At 38.9% G+C, this 16,342-nt stretch carries 18 protein-coding genes and 2 pseudogenes; 12 read left to right on the forward strand and 8 right to left on the reverse strand.

Translation table 11 applies throughout. The features are described from left to right. Nucleotides 1-2 precede the first annotated feature (2 nt). The 3 genes from ACQKMR_RS01435 to ACQKMR_RS01445 all read left to right on the forward strand — a co-directional run bounded on the left by ACQKMR_RS01435 (nt 3) and on the right by ACQKMR_RS01445 (nt 2,295). Nucleotides 3-1,388, forward strand: coding sequence for a bifunctional metallophosphatase/5'-nucleotidase (locus ACQKMR_RS01435; RefSeq protein WP_427695668.1), 1,386 nt, complete (start codon nt 3-5; stop codon nt 1,386-1,388). A 60-nt stretch (nt 1,389-1,448) separates the two neighbouring features. Next, nucleotides 1,449-1,751 (forward strand): YunC family protein, encoded by a 303-nt coding sequence (locus ACQKMR_RS01440; protein WP_427695669.1) that lies wholly within the window; start codon nt 1,449-1,451, stop codon nt 1,749-1,751. Nucleotides 1,752-2,142: 391 nt separating this feature from the next. Further along, nucleotides 2,143-2,295: a hypothetical protein gene (locus ACQKMR_RS01445; protein ID WP_427695670.1), complete on the forward strand. Its 153-nt coding sequence runs from the start codon at nt 2,143-2,145 to the stop codon at nt 2,293-2,295. Between the two features lie 125 nt (nt 2,296-2,420). Here the strand turns inward: ACQKMR_RS01445 and ACQKMR_RS01450 are convergent. The 3 genes and pseudogenes from ACQKMR_RS01450 to ACQKMR_RS01460 all read right to left on the reverse strand — a co-directional run. Continuing rightward, nucleotides 2,421-2,643, reverse strand: a pseudogene (locus ACQKMR_RS01450) (IS1595 family transposase); the annotation flags it as partial. Between the two features lie 205 nt (nt 2,644-2,848). Next, on the reverse strand, nt 2,849-3,601 hold the full coding sequence (yunB, locus tag ACQKMR_RS01455; protein WP_427695671.1) for a sporulation protein YunB: 753 nt from the start codon (nt 3,599-3,601) through the stop codon (nt 2,849-2,851). A gap of 87 nt (nt 3,602-3,688) precedes the next feature. Beyond that, nucleotides 3,689-4,678: a M23 family metallopeptidase gene (locus ACQKMR_RS01460; protein ID WP_427695672.1), complete on the reverse strand. Its 990-nt coding sequence runs from the start codon at nt 4,676-4,678 to the stop codon at nt 3,689-3,691. A 189-nt stretch (nt 4,679-4,867) separates the two neighbouring features. Here ACQKMR_RS01460 and lipA point away from each other — a divergent pair, with 189 nt between their 5' ends. Further along, on the forward strand, nt 4,868-5,782 hold the full coding sequence (lipA, locus tag ACQKMR_RS01465) for a lipoyl synthase (protein WP_427695673.1): 915 nt from the start codon (nt 4,868-4,870) through the stop codon (nt 5,780-5,782). Between the two features lie 69 nt (nt 5,783-5,851). Here the strand turns inward: lipA and ACQKMR_RS01470 are convergent, their stop codons facing one another. Then, complete coding sequence (locus ACQKMR_RS01470; protein WP_427695674.1) at nt 5,852-6,511, reverse strand: YhcN/YlaJ family sporulation lipoprotein; 660 nt, start codon at nt 6,509-6,511, stop codon at nt 5,852-5,854. A gap of 114 nt (nt 6,512-6,625) precedes the next feature. On the opposite strand from ACQKMR_RS01470, the gene ACQKMR_RS01475 reads away from it, so the two are divergent. Then, nucleotides 6,626-6,901: a YutD family protein gene (locus ACQKMR_RS01475; RefSeq protein WP_427695675.1), complete on the forward strand. Its 276-nt coding sequence runs from the start codon at nt 6,626-6,628 to the stop codon at nt 6,899-6,901. 130 nt (nt 6,902-7,031) lie between these two features. Here the strand turns inward: ACQKMR_RS01475 and ACQKMR_RS01480 are convergent. From ACQKMR_RS01480 to ACQKMR_RS01490, 3 genes and pseudogenes are all read right to left on the reverse strand, one after another. Beyond that, nucleotides 7,032-7,272 (reverse strand): annotated as a pseudogene (locus ACQKMR_RS01480) (transposase); the annotation flags it as partial. Nucleotides 7,273-7,624: 352 nt separating this feature from the next. Further along, entirely contained in the window at nt 7,625-7,918 is a 294-nt protein-coding gene (locus ACQKMR_RS01485; protein ID WP_427695676.1) for a cytosolic protein, read from the reverse strand. Between the two features lie 66 nt (nt 7,919-7,984). Continuing rightward, nucleotides 7,985-8,251, reverse strand: coding sequence for a DUF3055 domain-containing protein (locus ACQKMR_RS01490; RefSeq protein WP_053348702.1), 267 nt, complete (start codon nt 8,249-8,251; stop codon nt 7,985-7,987). Nucleotides 8,252-8,649: 398 nt separating this feature from the next. Here ACQKMR_RS01490 and ACQKMR_RS01495 point away from each other — a divergent pair, with 398 nt between their 5' ends. Both ACQKMR_RS01495 and ACQKMR_RS01500 read left to right on the forward strand, forming a co-directional pair. After that, the gene (locus tag ACQKMR_RS01495; RefSeq protein ID WP_427695677.1) at nt 8,650-9,087 is read left to right on the forward strand and encodes a DUF86 domain-containing protein; all 438 of its coding nucleotides are present in this window, start codon (nt 8,650-8,652) and stop codon (nt 9,085-9,087) included. A gap of 25 nt (nt 9,088-9,112) precedes the next feature. Beyond that, nucleotides 9,113-9,880, forward strand: a complete 768-nt coding sequence (locus tag ACQKMR_RS01500) for a TIGR01457 family HAD-type hydrolase (RefSeq protein WP_427695678.1) — start codon at nt 9,113-9,115, stop codon at nt 9,878-9,880. Nucleotides 9,881-10,012: 132 nt separating this feature from the next. On the opposite strand, the gene ACQKMR_RS01505 is transcribed toward ACQKMR_RS01500, so the two are convergent. Further along, nucleotides 10,013-10,510: a phosphatidylglycerophosphatase A family protein gene (locus tag ACQKMR_RS01505; protein ID WP_427695679.1), complete on the reverse strand. Its 498-nt coding sequence runs from the start codon at nt 10,508-10,510 to the stop codon at nt 10,013-10,015. A gap of 200 nt (nt 10,511-10,710) precedes the next feature. Between ACQKMR_RS01505 and yutH the strand changes: the two genes are divergently transcribed. From yutH to thrB, 5 genes are all read left to right on the forward strand, one after another. Then, nucleotides 10,711-11,712: a spore coat putative kinase YutH gene (yutH, locus tag ACQKMR_RS01510; protein WP_427695680.1), complete on the forward strand. Its 1,002-nt coding sequence runs from the start codon at nt 10,711-10,713 to the stop codon at nt 11,710-11,712. Nucleotides 11,713-11,828: 116 nt separating this feature from the next. Further along, nucleotides 11,829-12,746 carry a L,D-transpeptidase family protein gene (locus ACQKMR_RS01515; RefSeq protein ID WP_427695681.1) on the forward strand — a complete coding sequence of 306 codons (918 nt, stop codon included), beginning with the start codon at nt 11,829-11,831 and terminating at the stop codon, nt 12,744-12,746. 190 nt (nt 12,747-12,936) lie between these two features. Beyond that, nucleotides 12,937-14,235, forward strand: coding sequence for a homoserine dehydrogenase (locus ACQKMR_RS01520; RefSeq protein WP_427695682.1), 1,299 nt, complete (start codon nt 12,937-12,939; stop codon nt 14,233-14,235). Continuing rightward, on the forward strand, nt 14,232-15,293 hold the full coding sequence (gene thrC, locus ACQKMR_RS01525) for a threonine synthase (RefSeq protein WP_427695683.1): 1,062 nt from the start codon (nt 14,232-14,234) through the stop codon (nt 15,291-15,293). Before ACQKMR_RS01520 ends, thrC begins: the two co-directional genes overlap by 4 nt. Next, entirely contained in the window at nt 15,290-16,234 is a 945-nt protein-coding gene (gene thrB, locus ACQKMR_RS01530; RefSeq protein ID WP_427695684.1) for a homoserine kinase, read from the forward strand. Before thrC ends, thrB begins: the two co-directional genes overlap by 4 nt. Nucleotides 16,235-16,342: the final 108 nt, after the last annotated feature.

The raw sequence follows: 16,342 nt of genomic DNA on the forward strand, positions 1-16,342 counted from the left end.
TGATGTCAGAAATCATTCATATATATCACACCAATGATCTTCATAGTCATTTTGAAAACTGGCCTCGTATTGATAAGTTTCTTAAAGAAAGAAGACAACTTCATCAAGAAACGGGAGAAGAAGCGATCATACTAGATATAGGAGATCATGTTGATCGCTGGCATCCATATACAGAAGGTACTTTAGGAAAAGGAAATATTGAACTGCTGAATGAAGCGGGATATCAATATGTAACAATCGGCAATAATGAAGGAATCACTTTGCCCTATGAAGCGTTAGACTCCTTATATGAGAATGCAAAGTTCAAAGTGCTGGCAGCCAATATCTATTACCAGAATAATGAAAGACCAGAATGGGCGCTGCCTTATTGGATACATACGACGGTAAAAGGTACAAAGATCGCCATGATAGGATTGACTGCTTATTTTCAAAAGTTTTATTCAGCAATGGGTTGGGAACTAACCGAACCATTTGCGGAATTAAAGGCACAGCTACATAAGATTAAAGGTGAAGCAGATGCAATCATCATACTTTCCCACCTAGGCATTCATGATGACGAAAGAATGGCAGAGGACTTTCCTGAGATTGATGTCATTCTTGGTGCGCATACCCATCACATACTTCATCAAGGAAAATTAGTCAATAATACGCTTCTTTGTGGTGCAGGGAAATATGGCTTTTTTATTGGACAGGTAGAAATGTTTGTCAATGAAGAAAAGAAAGTTTGCAAAAAGAGTGCATTTCTCTATGATACAAACCATCTTCCAGAATTAGAAGATGAACGATCTTGGATTGAAGAGATGTATCAGGCCGGAGGAGAGACTCTTCAACAAGTCGCAGTAAACTTACCCGAGCCTTTGGAAAATGAATGGTTTAAAGTCAGTCCGCTTACAGAAATCCTCGCGGAGGCTTTAAGGGAGTGGAGTGAGGCAGATTGTACCTTTTTGAATGCAGGCCTTCTACTTGATGGTTTGCCAAAGGGACCTGTCACAAAAGGGGATATTCACCGAATCTGTCCACACCCGATTAATCCATGCATCGTTGAGGTTAACGGTAATGAATTAAAGGAAATCTTAATACAATCGAGAAATGAGGAGTGGCCTCATATTCAGGTAAAGGGGTTCGGTTTCCGTGGGAAAATCATGGGAGTCATGCATTATGATCAAATAGATTTTAAAGAAATTACAAATGGATTAGTAAAAGAGATTCTTGTAAAAGGGGAAAAGCTTCAGCCACATAAGTCCTATAAACTAGCTATACCGGATATGTTTACATTTGGGCACTTCTTTCCAAGTATCCAGCGTTCTAACCGAAAAGATTACTTATTGCCAGAATTTTTACGGGATATATTATTGTGGAAGTTGAAAAAAGTATATCCTGACGAATAGGCTATAAACACGGTTTCTCCTTTTTTTTCATAAAGTATGGGAAGAAAGGGGCGAAACCAATTGATTATCATGAAGCCAATAATACTTGAAAATCATACATTCCTAGCTATTTCTGTCCAACTGCCCAAAACCAATTTGCTTGCTGTCGCGTCCGAGAAAGGGTATATAATGTGCGGTGCTCTAGATATTGGACTACTAAATGATAAATTGAAAAATCGTAAAATCCTTGCAGGAAGGGCCACCGGTGTTAAGTCGATTGAAGAGCTTTTAGAGGCGCCACTTGAATCGGTTACATGGGAGGCCGCAGAAAAAGGCATTCATCCAGGGATGATTGGAAAAAAGGCATTAATGAAAATGATTTAAACAGGAGGGCTTTCCTTTATCCAGAGGGAGCCTTGTTTTTAATTCACCTAGAAAAATCAATATTTTTAAATTAATTTTTCGAGATATTGTCCGAGAATCCTAATAAAGGAATATGAACGGATGGATTTACAAATCTTGAATGGGGGAGTACATTATGAGGCTATTTATTACAGAGTTACTCCCCCCAGGAGCAAAGCTCGGAAAAAGTATCTATAACGAGCGGGGTCATATCCTGTTAGCTGAAGGCTTAACATTAACGCAGAAAATGATTAATATTCCCTTTGGAGGCTTTCCGCCGGGCGGTTGCTATATACCCAAATGGACTATTTTTTTGCAACAAAGAAAATGGGATTATAATTTAAATAAATATTGAGTTATTGGGAGTTAGAAGATGAAAAATAAAAAAAGAAAAAAAGAAAGGCAGAACGGCTTTTTTAAAGAAATCCTAATTGAGCTTAGGGATTCAATCTTATTTGAAGTGGCTTGGAATATCTTAATGTTTATACCAAGAATGATGATTCGCTTATTAAAGAACATTTGGTGAAGTGGTTAGTCAAAATAGAGCTAACGGGTGCGATTCTTAAATAAAGGATCGCTCTTTTTTATTGTGCTAACGGGTGCTTTAGTTGAATATCGAGTACAGCCACTTCTTTTTGGATGTGGCTGTTTTTACACCTCACGCAAATATTTGACCGTGACTAAATTGGATTTCTGACACGCACTTAAAAACATTTGGTTTACTCGTTCTTTGGTCGCCATTTTCTTATTATGTTGACCAATAGAGGTAGTTGTCCAAATAATTTGTTGCCACGCCTTGGAAACGCTGCATCCATTCCTTCAATCGCTTATGGTAACTGTTAACGTGTTGAAGATGGTATATGCCTTTTTTGATTGAATTGAATGAAGGGAGAAGAGGGGGCGTGTCTGCTCAAAATGGGGGAATAGGAGACCGCCCCATAATACGAATCCTTGAGGAAAACAGTGAACAGATAGTAGAGATCTATGAAGTGAATTTGAAGAAAAACCTGCACTTGCTGATTAGGGAATGCCTAAACATACAAGAAACAGCCTAACCTGGTACTGGTTAAGCTGTTTTTTTATTTCTTGCTTTCCTTCATAATGGCCGGAGGGACTGAGCCGCTTCCGTTGCTGTAATAACTAGGTACGTCACCATTAATCAGAATATCCCCAACCTTTACTTCCTGACTCACTTTGGTTTCCTTAGATAGTGAGGGAATGACAATTTGAATATTGACATTAAAATCAACGGTTAATTCATAATAAATGTTATTGATGCCAGCGTTGGTTAGTTTGGTTTTTAAATCGGATTCAACGTTTCCTATAACGGACATTTTCACAGGAATTTCAGGTCCGTAATTTGAGAGAAGGTTATTTCCGGTTACAACACCAAGAGGTATATAGTACACAACGCTTTTATATTGTTCATCATTAAGTCTCGTTTTACCTGTTTCAGTAAAAGGGTTTCCTTTTTTGATTCCTAGTTTATTTTGAATATCTTCAATAATGTTGGAGCGCAATTCACTATAAATCTTTGGGTTGAAGCTGTAAGAAGAAGGTGACCCTTCACTGCCTTTGCTGGTAGTAATCATTTCTTTCATATCAACCTTTGATATATTTTCATCAACAGCTTCATGAATCGTTTCTGTCGCAATACGCTTGATTTCTTTTTCAGCTATGCTCATGATAACGGGTTCGATTGCTTTATCAACATACCAGAGTGTAGAGATGCTCGATATGATAAAAAGGATAAAAGAATAGAGAAATACTTTTCGGGTAGGAAGAGGTCCCTTTTTTCGGAATTTTTTTGGGCGAAATCTTTTTCGGAACACGCTTTAGCCCCCTTTACTAATACTTATGCATAAAGTTCAGGGGTTTATGTTCGTTTCAAAAAAAAGCAGCGGAAAATTCCCCGCTGCTCACTTTTGCTTTTTCGCTAAATCTTTCCTTTCCCACATCTTTAAATAAGGGTATGGGTCGAAGCTCCATTCTGTTATTCCGTTGTCTTTGTACATTCCGTAATGAAGATGTGGGGGGAATTTACCGGATGTACCTGGCGGGCCATAGCCCGTACTGCCGACGCCGCCGATGATTTGGCCTGGCTCAACGATTTGGCCGACTTTTAATCCTTTAGAAAAACCGCTTAAATGGGCAAAGTAATGATACGTATTATTTAAATCACGAATACCAATTCGCCACCCTCCAAATTTATTCCAGCCTTTCATTTCAACAATTCCATAACTTGTTGACCGTACAGGAAGGCTATAGTCTGCAAAAATATCTGTTCCCTCATGGATTCTCCTGCCGCCCCACCCACGAGCACTTCCCCATGTATTTAAATACGTATAATGAGTCCTTACTGGAACAGGAAAAGCTTTCTCCTGCAAATCCAGCCGGCCATATTTTTTATAAATCTTGGAGTTACCGATAATTATGCTAACTGTTTTATCTCGTTTATAATAATCCCAGAGGCCGATCCGAATATTATCTTCATCAGTTCCATAATTAAGAAGATGCTTTGAAAAGGCATATAAACGATCGGTATCATTGGTAATATCAGCTTTCCCGTCACCATTCCCATCTTGACCTAATCCATCAAAAAAAGTGATTGTAAGCGGATTTACATCGTTTAAGTTGGGATTAAGAGCCCCTCTCCACTTAGAAGGTTCGATATTAATCCCTATTAAGCCCTTTGCCGGCTCTAGGTCCCTGCGGGCAAGTCTGAGGCTATGCTCATATTGATCAGCTGCTGCTAGATAATACCAGGGAATTTGGAGAGTTGTTTCCATGTTTTTATAAAGCTCCATTCTCCCTGCATAAGGGTCAGGGGTATCAGCAGCATTTGCAACTAGGCTTTGAGTATTCAACAAACACAAACAAGCTAGGGTAAAAAGGAATACTTTTTTCAACGGGACAGGCTCCTTTCATATTGCTATCCGTATTTATAAAGACATCAGTTTGTCTATCTTTTATAAGTTTTACTGATTTAGCTTGAAACATGAAAAATAAATGATGGGAAACTCACTATAACTTGTCTAAATGTATTATTATTGTTAAAGTAGGGTGTGTTAATTTCTATAGAATGGAGTGACATTTTAATGTCTGCTACAAATAAAGAAATTCTTCGAAAACCAGATTGGTTGAAAATAAAGCTTAATACTAATGAAAATTATATTGGTTTAAAAAATATGATGCGGGAGAAAAATCTTCATACTGTTTGTGAGGAAGCCAAATGCCCGAATATTCATGAATGCTGGGCAGTTAGACGAACGGCGACCTTTATGATTCTAGGTGAAATCTGTACAAGAGCGTGCCGCTTTTGTGCTGTTACAACTGGGCGTCCAAACGAATTAGATTGGGCTGAACCGGAACGTGTTGCAGATTCCGTTGTATTGATGAATTTAAAACATGTTGTAATTACGGCTGTTGCTCGTGATGATTTAAAAGATGGAGGCGCTGAAGTTTTCGCTGAAACGGTCCGTGCTATCCGACGCAAAAATCCATTTACATCTATAGAGGTATTACCATCAGATATGGGCGGATTGTATGAAAATATCAAGATTTTGATGGATGCTAAACCTGACATTCTCAACCATAATATAGAGACAGTCAGAAGCCTTTCTGACCGAGTGCGGGCGCAAGCTAAATATGAACGTTCTTTGGAGCTTTTAAGAAGAGCCAAGGAGATGTATCCTGAGATCCCAACGAAGTCGAGTTTAATGGTCGGCTTAGGTGAAACGAGAGAGGAAATCCTTGAAACAATGGATGACCTAAGGGCGAATAATGTGGATATCATGACGATCGGCCAGTATCTGCAACCGACTAAAAAGCATTTAAAGGTGTTGAAATACTACACACCAGAAGAGTTCAATGAATTGAAAGAGAGGGCACTGGAAAAAGGCTTCAGTCATTGTGAATCCGGTCCGCTTGTCCGTTCTTCTTATCATGCAGATGAACAGGTTAATGCAGCAGCAAAACATAAGCAAATTAAAGGTGAAGAATTATTGAAATAGAAAGAAATAAGGACCGAAAATATTCGGTCCTTTCATTTTATTCATTTGCTTAATCAGTAAATTAGATCATTAAAAATTGTCCGTTTTTTGTTGGATATTATCGTGATGATCCCTTTTATCGTTAATCATTTCACCGTTCTCATTTTCCACATCACTCATTTTGTATCCTTGAGGTGACTTCAGCATGCTTTTGATGGTCTCTTCAATAGTATGGTCGACACCTTTGCTGTCAGACTGTAGTGTTGCGAAGTTTTCAATATCTTGAGCAAGTGTTGGATCATCACTGACGTAGACATGATAGTAGCGGGGGACGATAGACATTGCCGTACGCTTCACTTGGTCCGCGGTGTCGGTGCGATCCTTGGTATTGGTATCATATACGACAAGAACTTCCTCATCAGTTACGAGTGTAGCGGCATCATTGACATTTGGAAGCTGAACGCTTAGTGTTGAAATAATATCAGCCAGTTGTTCACGGTCAATGGTAGCTGTTTTATTAGAAATGTTACGGCCCTTAATGGTCGTTTTATTGGTGCGGGTAAAACCAAAATTATCACTCTTGTTGTCATGATTACGATAATCCTCGTCATAATATTGAGTTGGATTATTTACATTTTTAGGATTACCAGCATTAATATTTGGACGATCCATACCTTGATCTTTATCATTAGAACAGCCGGTTAGTGCAATAATTGAACTTAAACCTACTGTTATTATTATTTTTTTCATTAAAAACACCCCCTATAACCTTAGGATGAACATATTTCTCTATATTTCGCTTAGTAATTGATGGGGAATCAGTTATAATTTAAAGAAGGAATGTATTTTTGAGAGGTGAAATGAATGATTAACATCAATAACCTGACCTATGAAATAATCGAAGACGAAAGAGAAGGTTATAACGAAGAAGCGTTTAAAGCCAGATACAGTGAGATTTTAACGAAGTATGATTATATCGTAGGGGATTGGGGTTACGGTCAATTGAGACTGCGCGGATTCTTTGATGATTCTAATCAGAAAGCAACCTTTGATACAAAAATAAGTACGCTCAGCGAATATTTATATGAGTACTGCAATTTTGGCTGTCCATATTTTGTTGTGAAAAAAATAAAGAAATAAAAAAGGCCAGAATGAATTCTGTCCTTTTTTATTTTTTATTGGATTTGAAGCAGTTATAGAGAATAGTTGACCTCTCCAAGGTCATTATTTAGGCCATTTCTTGGCCCTCGCCAAGTCCAGTTGGCCATCTGTAACTTAAGAACCAAAGAAAGGCCATGTTCATATCTATCTCTTCAATGGTCTTACGGATCGAGCGAATACCGAAGTTATATTGAATGAATGTCAGTTTAACTAAAATAACTGGATCAATACTTGGGTGTCCTACCTGAATACGTATCTTTCACCAAGTCATAAATGAAAGAGAAGTCAACGGCGGCCTCAATTTTACGAACCAAATGGTTCGCTGGCACCAGTTGATCTAAAGTAATCATTTTAAGTTGATGTCGCTAAATAGAATCATGTTTAGAAAGCATCCTTATCACCTCAAGTTTTTATACTTCTATTTTAAAACAAAAAAGACTGTTGGCAAAAGGGGTTCTATCTAAATGTTAAAACAAAGTTGATTGGAACGAAAGGTACGAGACTCCTGCGGGAAAAGCGCGTCTAGGGGAGACCCCGCAGGCGCAAGCCGAGGAGGCTCCCGGACCGCCCGCGGAAAGCGAGTGCCTGAAGTGGAAATCAACGGTCAAATTTTAAAAACCTAAAAAAACTGTAGACAAACTCAATTATTTATCGAGTTTGTCTACAGTCTGAAATGCCAGAAAGATTTCTGGCCTTTTATCTTTATGAACTTCCATATCCTTCATAAGGAGGTTGAGCATCTTTTTCCGGATCATCATGTGTCGGATGAGCACCAGGGTATTTTCGAGGTAAGTCTTCGTGCAATGTTTTATTTTCATAATTAAAGGCACTTTGAGATCGTTGTCCTTCCTGCCATGGTGTACTTTTATTCTCGACAGGGGCATCTTGTGCTATTGTTGATCCAAAAGGTCCTTCAGGAAATTCTTCAGGAATTAAAAAATCCCGCTGCTTCTCAACATTGGAGAAATCGTGGTATGTTTCCTCTTCTTTTTCCAAGGTAATCCCTCCTCATGTAATCGTACATTCAGTAGGTTTTCCCGTTAAAGAAAAAAACTTTAGCATTTAGACGATTTCCATTAAAAAGTGACTTAGTTCCTCTGCTTCCGCTTCTGTTAACTGAAATGCATGTTCAAGATAGCCTTCCTCTTCTAAATCATCCGGTCCAATAATCGCGAAACGGTTACTCTGCATGTTTAATACAAGCTTTTTGCCATAAAAGCGGTCGGTGGTCGTAATGGCCAAATCAAATCTTGATTCCTCACCCATGAAGCTGATAAACCGGGTTTTGGAGTCAACCACGTCATTGTATAAATAAAAACGTTCTTCCACATTATCATTCCCTTCTTATCTGCATTTTTGTAGTTCCATCATAACAAAGTGACTGCAATAGGGGAACAGACTTTTTCGGAGTCCTATTGAGGTACAACCATTCAGAGGAAGTATTTAGTATGAAACTTCTGATGAAATGACATTTTAAAACCCTTTAAAATTCATTTTATAATTGAGAACATTGTGCAGAATTCTGTAAAAGAGTCAATTCTGAAGGGATAGTAGCTAATTGCCAAAGAGACTAGGGCAGTAGTTGTAACTCAAGGAATTGAGAGTATAGGAGTAGCTATGGTATTATCAAGGTATAAGGTTGATTTGGTACTGGCTATTACTATGCTGCACCTTCAACTGTAGATAAAATTCATGTGTCATCTTAGATCAGAAAGGATCTGGAAAGAATGTACTTTGTAGACCGACAAAAAATTGAACAGATTTTAGGATTTCTTGAAAAACAGCTTGGGCTTTTTGAAGGGCAAGATAATTTTGATGGAGACCTTTCAGAGCTTATCGTTGAAAGGCTCATACAAACTTCCATCGATTCCGTGTTGGATGTAGGGAATGCGGTAATTGATGGTTTCATTATGCGTGATCCAGGCAGCTACGAAGATATTATTGATATCCTTCATGATGAAAAAGTCATTTCCGAAGTTATCGCCATACATTTTAAAAAGGTGCTGCCGTTAAGAAAAATGCTAGTTCAGGATTTCATTGAAGTGAACCATCAAGAATTACTTTCCGTATTTGAGGCAAACATAGAGGCATTTAAACAATTCCCTGACTTGGTAAGAAATTATTTAACAAACGAATTGGGGCCTGTTTCAGCTTTTAAAAATTAGTTTGGTTAGGTAAGGGGGAATTCAAATGAAATCGTACAAAGGGTATTTAATTGACTTAGATGGCACGATGTACCGTGGAACCGAACAAATTGCAGAAGCAGCAGGTTTTATTAATGAACTAAGAAAAAGGGATATCCCTTATTTATTCGTAACCAATAACTCTTCCCGGACTCCTGCACAGGTAGCGGATAAATTGAGAAGCATTGGTATTTCAACTGAAGATGACCAGGTTTTCACGACAAGTATGGCTACAGCGAATTACATTGCTGAACAAAAAGAAGATGCATCCGTTTATGTAGTTGGTGAAGAAGGTATTATCGAGGCTCTTAAGGAAAAGGGAATGAAGCTAGTTGATGAATCTCCTGACTTTCTTGTGATGGGCATCGACCGTGGCGTTAATTATGAAAAACTGTCAAAAGCTTGTCTTGCAGTTAGAAATGGCGCCGTTTTCATTTCAACTAATGGTGATATTGCCATCCCTACTGAACAGGGTCTTTTACCGGGAAATGGTGCGTTGACGTCAGTTGTCTCTGTTTCTACTCAGGTACAGCCGATATTCATTGGAAAACCTGAATCCGTCATAGTAGAGCAGGCGTTAAGAGTATTGGGTGTACCAAAAGAAGAGACAATCATGGTCGGCGACAATTATGACACGGATATTTTGGCGGGCCTTAACGCAGGTATTGATACATTACTTGTACATACGGGCGTAACAACAAAAGAACGTTTAAAGCAATACGAGAAGCAGCCGACATATGTGGTGGACACGCTCGACCTATGGCACTTCGAATAAAAAAAATCCAGGCCTGCGTTAGCAGCCCTGGATTTTTTTATGGAACTGAAAGGTATATCGTAAAACTTGAGCGTATATTCAAAATTAAGGAAAACCAGTGGAGATAGAAATATATCTCCAATTTGGTGTCCACTATTCTACATTTTTAGTTCGATGGGCAAGTCGGCTTGATGCGGCAGCAGCAATAGCACCGACGATATCGTCTAAAAAGGTATGGACCTTACCTGTGCTTTTATCGTTTAAATATTTCAAGATACCGGGTTTTTGCTTGTCGATAAATCCATAATTCGTAAAACCGATAGATCCATATACATTTACAATCGACAAGGCTAATATCTCATCGACCCCATATAGTCCTTCATCTATTTCAATGATGCTTTGTAGAGGCTCTTCAAGCAACTTTTTCTCAGCTAAAATATCCAACTGTATGCCGGTCAAGATGGCATTTTGGACCTCGCGTTTGGAGAGTACCCGTTCGACATTGTGAAGGCAATCAGACATTTGAAGATCATCATGGTAGCTTTTTTGCAGATACATGACAAGCTCTGCAATATCCTCTAGTTTCACTCCCCGTTCACTTAGCCATCTTCGAGCCGTTTGTTCAGAAATTGATTGTTCTATATTAGCCATGGTTATCACCCATTTCTCTATATTTTAAGGGATAGTTCAAACGTTAGTAGTTCTGTGTTAAAAATGAAAATCCTGAAACATATTTTTATTTCATAATAAGGTTTCGATAATCATTCAGAAAACGGGTTATTCCACATATATATAAGAATATGATGTCCAAATATTTCTATTTTTATCCATTTGATGAAAGGGGCAATTTTATGATAGAAGAAATCATTTTTAATAATTATGGTATACAAGTAGAGCGAGAAGAAGCGAATAGCCGGTTTCCTAGCTTTCGTTCTGGAAATATGTTTTATAGCATTGTTCCAATAGAAAATGTGGAACAGGAGGAATTAGTGGAACGTCATAAAATGTCTCAACATCTTATTTCACAGGGAGATCGTCATGTTTCAGCCTTTGTCCTTGCAAATCATGGCAGTTATGTTTCAGAAGCGGATGAGCAATTATTTATCCTCCTTGCTAATGAGGCATTGGAAGGTCCGAAAAATTTCAACCCGGGCCGGCGTTTAGCGAGATTTCATCAGCGTGGGAGAAATATTAATGAAACGATTCAAACATGTTCAAGAATTGGTAAATGGAAAGAGCTCTGGGAACAAAGGATTGATCAATTAGAAAATATTTGGAGGGATAAGCTGAACGCCCATCCGGATAACCAATTTGAAAAATTATTTGTAGAAACCTTTCCCTATTATATGGTATTAGGTGAAAATGCGATTCAATATTTAGTCGACACGGAAATTGATGATACCCCACAACATGTCGACAGTGGAACGGTATGCTATGAACGATTTTTACATGATACCTGGAAAAGAAATAATTGGATGAAAAATCCATTTGATTGGGTATTCGATCATGGAACAAGGGATGTGGCAGAATGGGTGAGGGAACACTATTTTCAAAACAAACATACTTATCAGCGAGGTATTTCGCATTTTTTTCATGAATATCAGAATGTAGAGCAGTTCTCGAGTTTCTCTGCCCGGTTGTTATATTCGAGAATGTTGTTTCCGATTCATTATTTTGAAACCGTCGAAGAGTATTTTTCCAAAATACCGGAATCAAGATCCAATGAACTGGAAGATAAGATATCTTCAATCATGAAATCATCCCAACAATATGAGACTTTCCTCAAACATTTTTATGAATTGGCGGAAATCCCGGTCAAGCAATATAATTTGCCTCAAATTGACTGGATTTAGATAAAAACTGGAAAGAAATATGATTCATCCTTGCTTACTATGTTATGATAAAAACAAGATTTTTTAGAATAGTTTGATATTTTTTACTTTACTTCAAGATGAGGAAGGATGAATCCATGAAAAGAATTATTATAATGGCTGCCCTTTTATTTTTACTAGTTTTCCAAGCATCGATACCTGCCAAGGCGGAAACGAAAACAAGTTGTGAAGCAACGCAATTCAAGATTGTCATTAAGAACACAACTAATTTGAAAGAGAAGGCTTCGGCTGGCAGTAAAACCTTAAAAACATATAAGAAAAATAAAGAGTTATCAGTCAGTGGGAGAACTGGAAACTGGTATAAGGTTTGCTATTCAAAAAAGACCGCATATATCAGTATGACTGATGCCAAAGAGGTATTCAGTACCAGTGAAAAAGCCATTCTGAAGAAATTTGATACGAGAAAGAATGTTAACCAAGTTTTAGCTGTCACAGGAAAATCTATGAGTGATACGAAGGTGACAATTCAAACATATGAGAAGGAAAAAGGCGAATGGCGACGTGCGTTAAAGAATATGAAGGGCGTCATTGGGAAGAACGGCTTTACTAAGAGTAAAAAAGAGGGAGACGGAAAATCACCTATTGGAATATATTCATTTGGTACGGCTTTTGGAAGTGAAACAAAGCCGGCAAATTTGAAAATGCCCTATAAGAAAACAACCAAAAATGATTACTGGATTGATGATCAGACCTCCAAGGATTATAACAAGTGGAAGACTTACAAGGGAAATCCTGCTGATAAATGGAAGTCTTTTGAAAGGATGAACCATGAACTCTATAAATATGGAGCGGTCATCAATTATAATATGAATCCCATCAAAAAAGGAAAAGGCAGTGCAATCTTTCTTCATATATGGAGAGGAGAAACTAAGCCGACAGCAGGCTGCACGGCTACTGCTGAAAAGAATGTACTAAGTTTGTTGAAATGGATGGATCCTGAGCAAAACCCACATATAATTATGGGGACGAATGAATCCTTGAAATCCGTTAAGTAATATCCATCAAAATGGTTCTCCCATAAAAAATTAAGGGTCATTCGATCTTACTCTTTCAAGGGATAGAAGAAAAAAGTCTAGAAGACTGTATTTTCTAACTATTGATAATTAAATAAAAAAAACATATAATGTCTACTATACAAATACAAATGTTTTCTTGAGGTAAACAGTTTTTAAGGGGGAACCAAATATGAAAACCATCTCGATTGGGTTATTGGGGTTAGGTACAGTCGGATCAGGAGTCGTACAAATTATCGAAAGTCATCAGGACAAGCTCATGCATCAAGTAGGTTGCTCAATATCAATTAAAAAGATCCTTGTCAAGGACACAACGAAGGAGCGCCTTGTTGATATTGATAAAAGTATGTTAACTTCCAATCCAGAGGATATTCTTTCGAATCCTGAGATTGATGTAGTTATTGAAGTTATGGGCGGAATTGAAGAAACACGCAGCTACCTAATAGAAGCGTTGAACAATAAAAAGCATATCGTAACAGCTAATAAAGATCTAATGGCCTTATATGGTCCGGAACTACTGGAATTGGCCACTGAGAATCAATGCGATTTGTTCTATGAAGCAAGTGTTGCAGGGGGAATACCAATTTTGAGGGGTCTTGTCGATGGATTATCTTCAGACCGAATCACAAAAATGATGGGAATTGTCAATGGAACGACGAACTTCATTTTAACGAAAATGAGCAAAGAAGGCAGAGCCTATGAAGACGTATTAAAGGAAGCACAAGAGCTAGGATTTGCAGAATCTGATCCAACAGCTGATGTAGGGGGATTGGATGCGGCCCGAAAAATGGCGATTCTATCGACTCTTGGTTTCTCAATGAATATTGGCTTACATGATGTTGAGGTACAGGGGATTACTGAGATTTCTGAAGAGGATCTGAGATACAGTAAAAAGCTGGGCTATACAATGAAGTTGATTGGAGTGGCTTCTAGAGCTGGAGATAGGGTTGAAGTAAGCGTCCAACCTGCCTTGCTTCCGGAAGCACATCCATTAGCATCGGTAAATAATGAATATAATGCGGTATATGTTTATGGGGAAGCTGTAGGAGAAACGATGTTTTACGGACCAGGGGCTGGTAGCCTGCCGACCGCGACTGCTGTTGTTTCAGATATGGTAACGGTCATCAAGAATATGAGACTGGGTGTAAATGGACGAAGTGCTGTTTCACCGCAGTATCCGAAACAATTAAAAGATGCTACTGAGATTTTTGCTAAGTTCTTTATTCGTTTGCATGTCCAGGATGAAGTGGGCGTTTTAGCTAGAATCACGAATTTATTTGCAGAGCATGGGGTTGGATTCGACAAAATCCTTCAGCTGCCGCTGGATGAAAAAGAATCTTCCGAAATCGTACTGGTTACACATATAGCTACTTTGGCCGCATTTGAACAAATAAAGCAGAAATTACATGATTACAATATGGTAAGAGAAGTCAAAAGCACATACCGAGTTGAAGGAGAGAACATCAAATGAGTTGGCAAGGACTAATTAGTGAATATAAAGAATTTTTACCTGTAAGTGAAAATACGCCTGCACTTTCCCTATTAGAAGGAAACACACCTTTAATTAAACTAAACCGTTTATCTGAAGAGTGGGGCATCGACCTGCATGTAAAATATGAAGGAGCGAATCCAACGGGTTCGTTTAAAGACCGCGGAATGGTCATGGCTGTTGCTAAAGCAATCGAGGCGGGCAGTGACACAATCATCTGTGCGTCTACTGGGAATACATCAGCAGCTGCAGCAGCTTATGCAGCGCGTGCTAACCTACGCTGTATCGTCGTTATTCCAGAGGGGAAAATCGCAATGGGTAAACTTGCTCAAGCTGTTATGTACGGAGCTGAGATTATCTCGATTGAAGGGAATTTTGACCAAGCATTAAATATCGTTCGCTCACTTAGTGAGAGTTCACCAATTACTCTTGTGAACTCGGTAAACCCATTTCGGATTGAAGGCCAGAAGACGGCTGCGTTCGAAATTTGTGATGCCCTTGGCACGGCACCTGATATTTTGGCGCTTCCAGTTGGAAATGCAGGGAATATTACTGCTTACTGGAAAGGGTTTAAAGAATATAATGAGACAAAACAAACGGGTCTTCCTGAAATGAGAGGGTTCGAGGCGGAAGGCGCCGCTGCGATTGTTAGGGACACTATCATTGAAAATCCTGAAACAATTGCAACAGCCATCCGTATTGGTAACCCTGCAAGCTGGAAATTCGCTGTGGAAGCAGCAAGCGAATCTAACGGTAAAATTGATGAGGTAACAGACGAAGAAATACTGGAAGCTTATCATCTCCTTGCGAAAAAAGAAGGCGTATTTGCTGAACCAGCATCATGTGCATCTATTGCAGGTGTTTATAAACAATTAAAAAACGGTGAAATTAAAAAGGGAAGTAAGATTGTAGCGGTGCTAACAGGGAATGGCTTGAAAGATCCGAATGTGGCCGTTGATACAAGTACAATTCAACCAACATTGCTGCCAATGGATGAAGAGGTTATTTTAGAACATCTGCAAGGTGTGAAACAGGCATGAGTGCAGATTCTGAGATGTTCTTGATCCGTGTACCAGCGAGTACGGCCAACTTAGGACCAGGGTTCGATTCAATCGGCTTGGCCCTAGGACTTTACTTAGAAGTACACGGATCTTTATCAGACCATTGGGAAGTCATCCCGCTGTCTGAGGAAATGTCTGTTTTCCCTGGGGATGATAGTAATTATATTGTTCAAATTGCCAAAAAAACGGCAGCTTCTTATGGAAAAGAACTTTCTCCATGCCGCCTTTATGTTTCAAGTGAAATTCCACTTGCCAGGGGCCTAGGAAGCAGTGCATCTGCCATTGTAGCAGGTATCGAATTAGCAAACCTGGTATGTGAACTCCATTTATCCGATGAGGAAAAGAATAGACATGCCTCTTTCTTAGAAGGGCACCCGGATAATGCAGGGGCTTCTGTTTACGGTGGATTGGTTGTAGGATTGCATACAGAGGAAAGAACAGATGTCATTTCGTTTCCAATTGATGGCGTTAAGGTAATTGCAGTCATTCCAAATTTTGAATTGCTTACAGAGGATTCAAGAAATGTCCTTCCCAATTCACTTACCTATAAGGAAGCGATAAGCGGAAGTGCTGCGGCCAATGTTTTGCTTGCAGGAATCTTGTCGAATGATTGGAATCTTGTCGGTGAAATGATGCAAAGTGATCGTTTTCATCAACCATATAGGGCTGGGCTAGTGCCTCATTTAGCACAAATAGAAGAGGTTGTCCTTAATGAAGGTGCGTATGGCACAGCATTAAGTGGTGCAGGTCCCACTGTTCTGTGCTTGGTATCTGCCGAAAAAGCAGGCAGTGTGATTTCAAGTTTGACAGAAACCTTTCCGGACTTTCAAGTTAAAGAGTTGCAAATTGATAACGATGGCAGTCATACTGCGATCTTATCAGAGGAAGAAAAGCAGGAATTGAACTTTATTAAATCGTGAGCCATACCTGATTCCTTTAATAATGAAAAAAGCTGACCCCTTTCAAGCCGTATCAAGTCAATTGATAGGACCGAAAGAGGAGTCAGCTTTATTTCTATAACAGGGTAA

Origin of the sequence: Peribacillus sp. NPDC096540, assembly GCF_050278525.1 — a bacterium.
GTDB lineage: Bacteria > Bacillota > Bacilli > Bacillales > DSM-1321 > Peribacillus.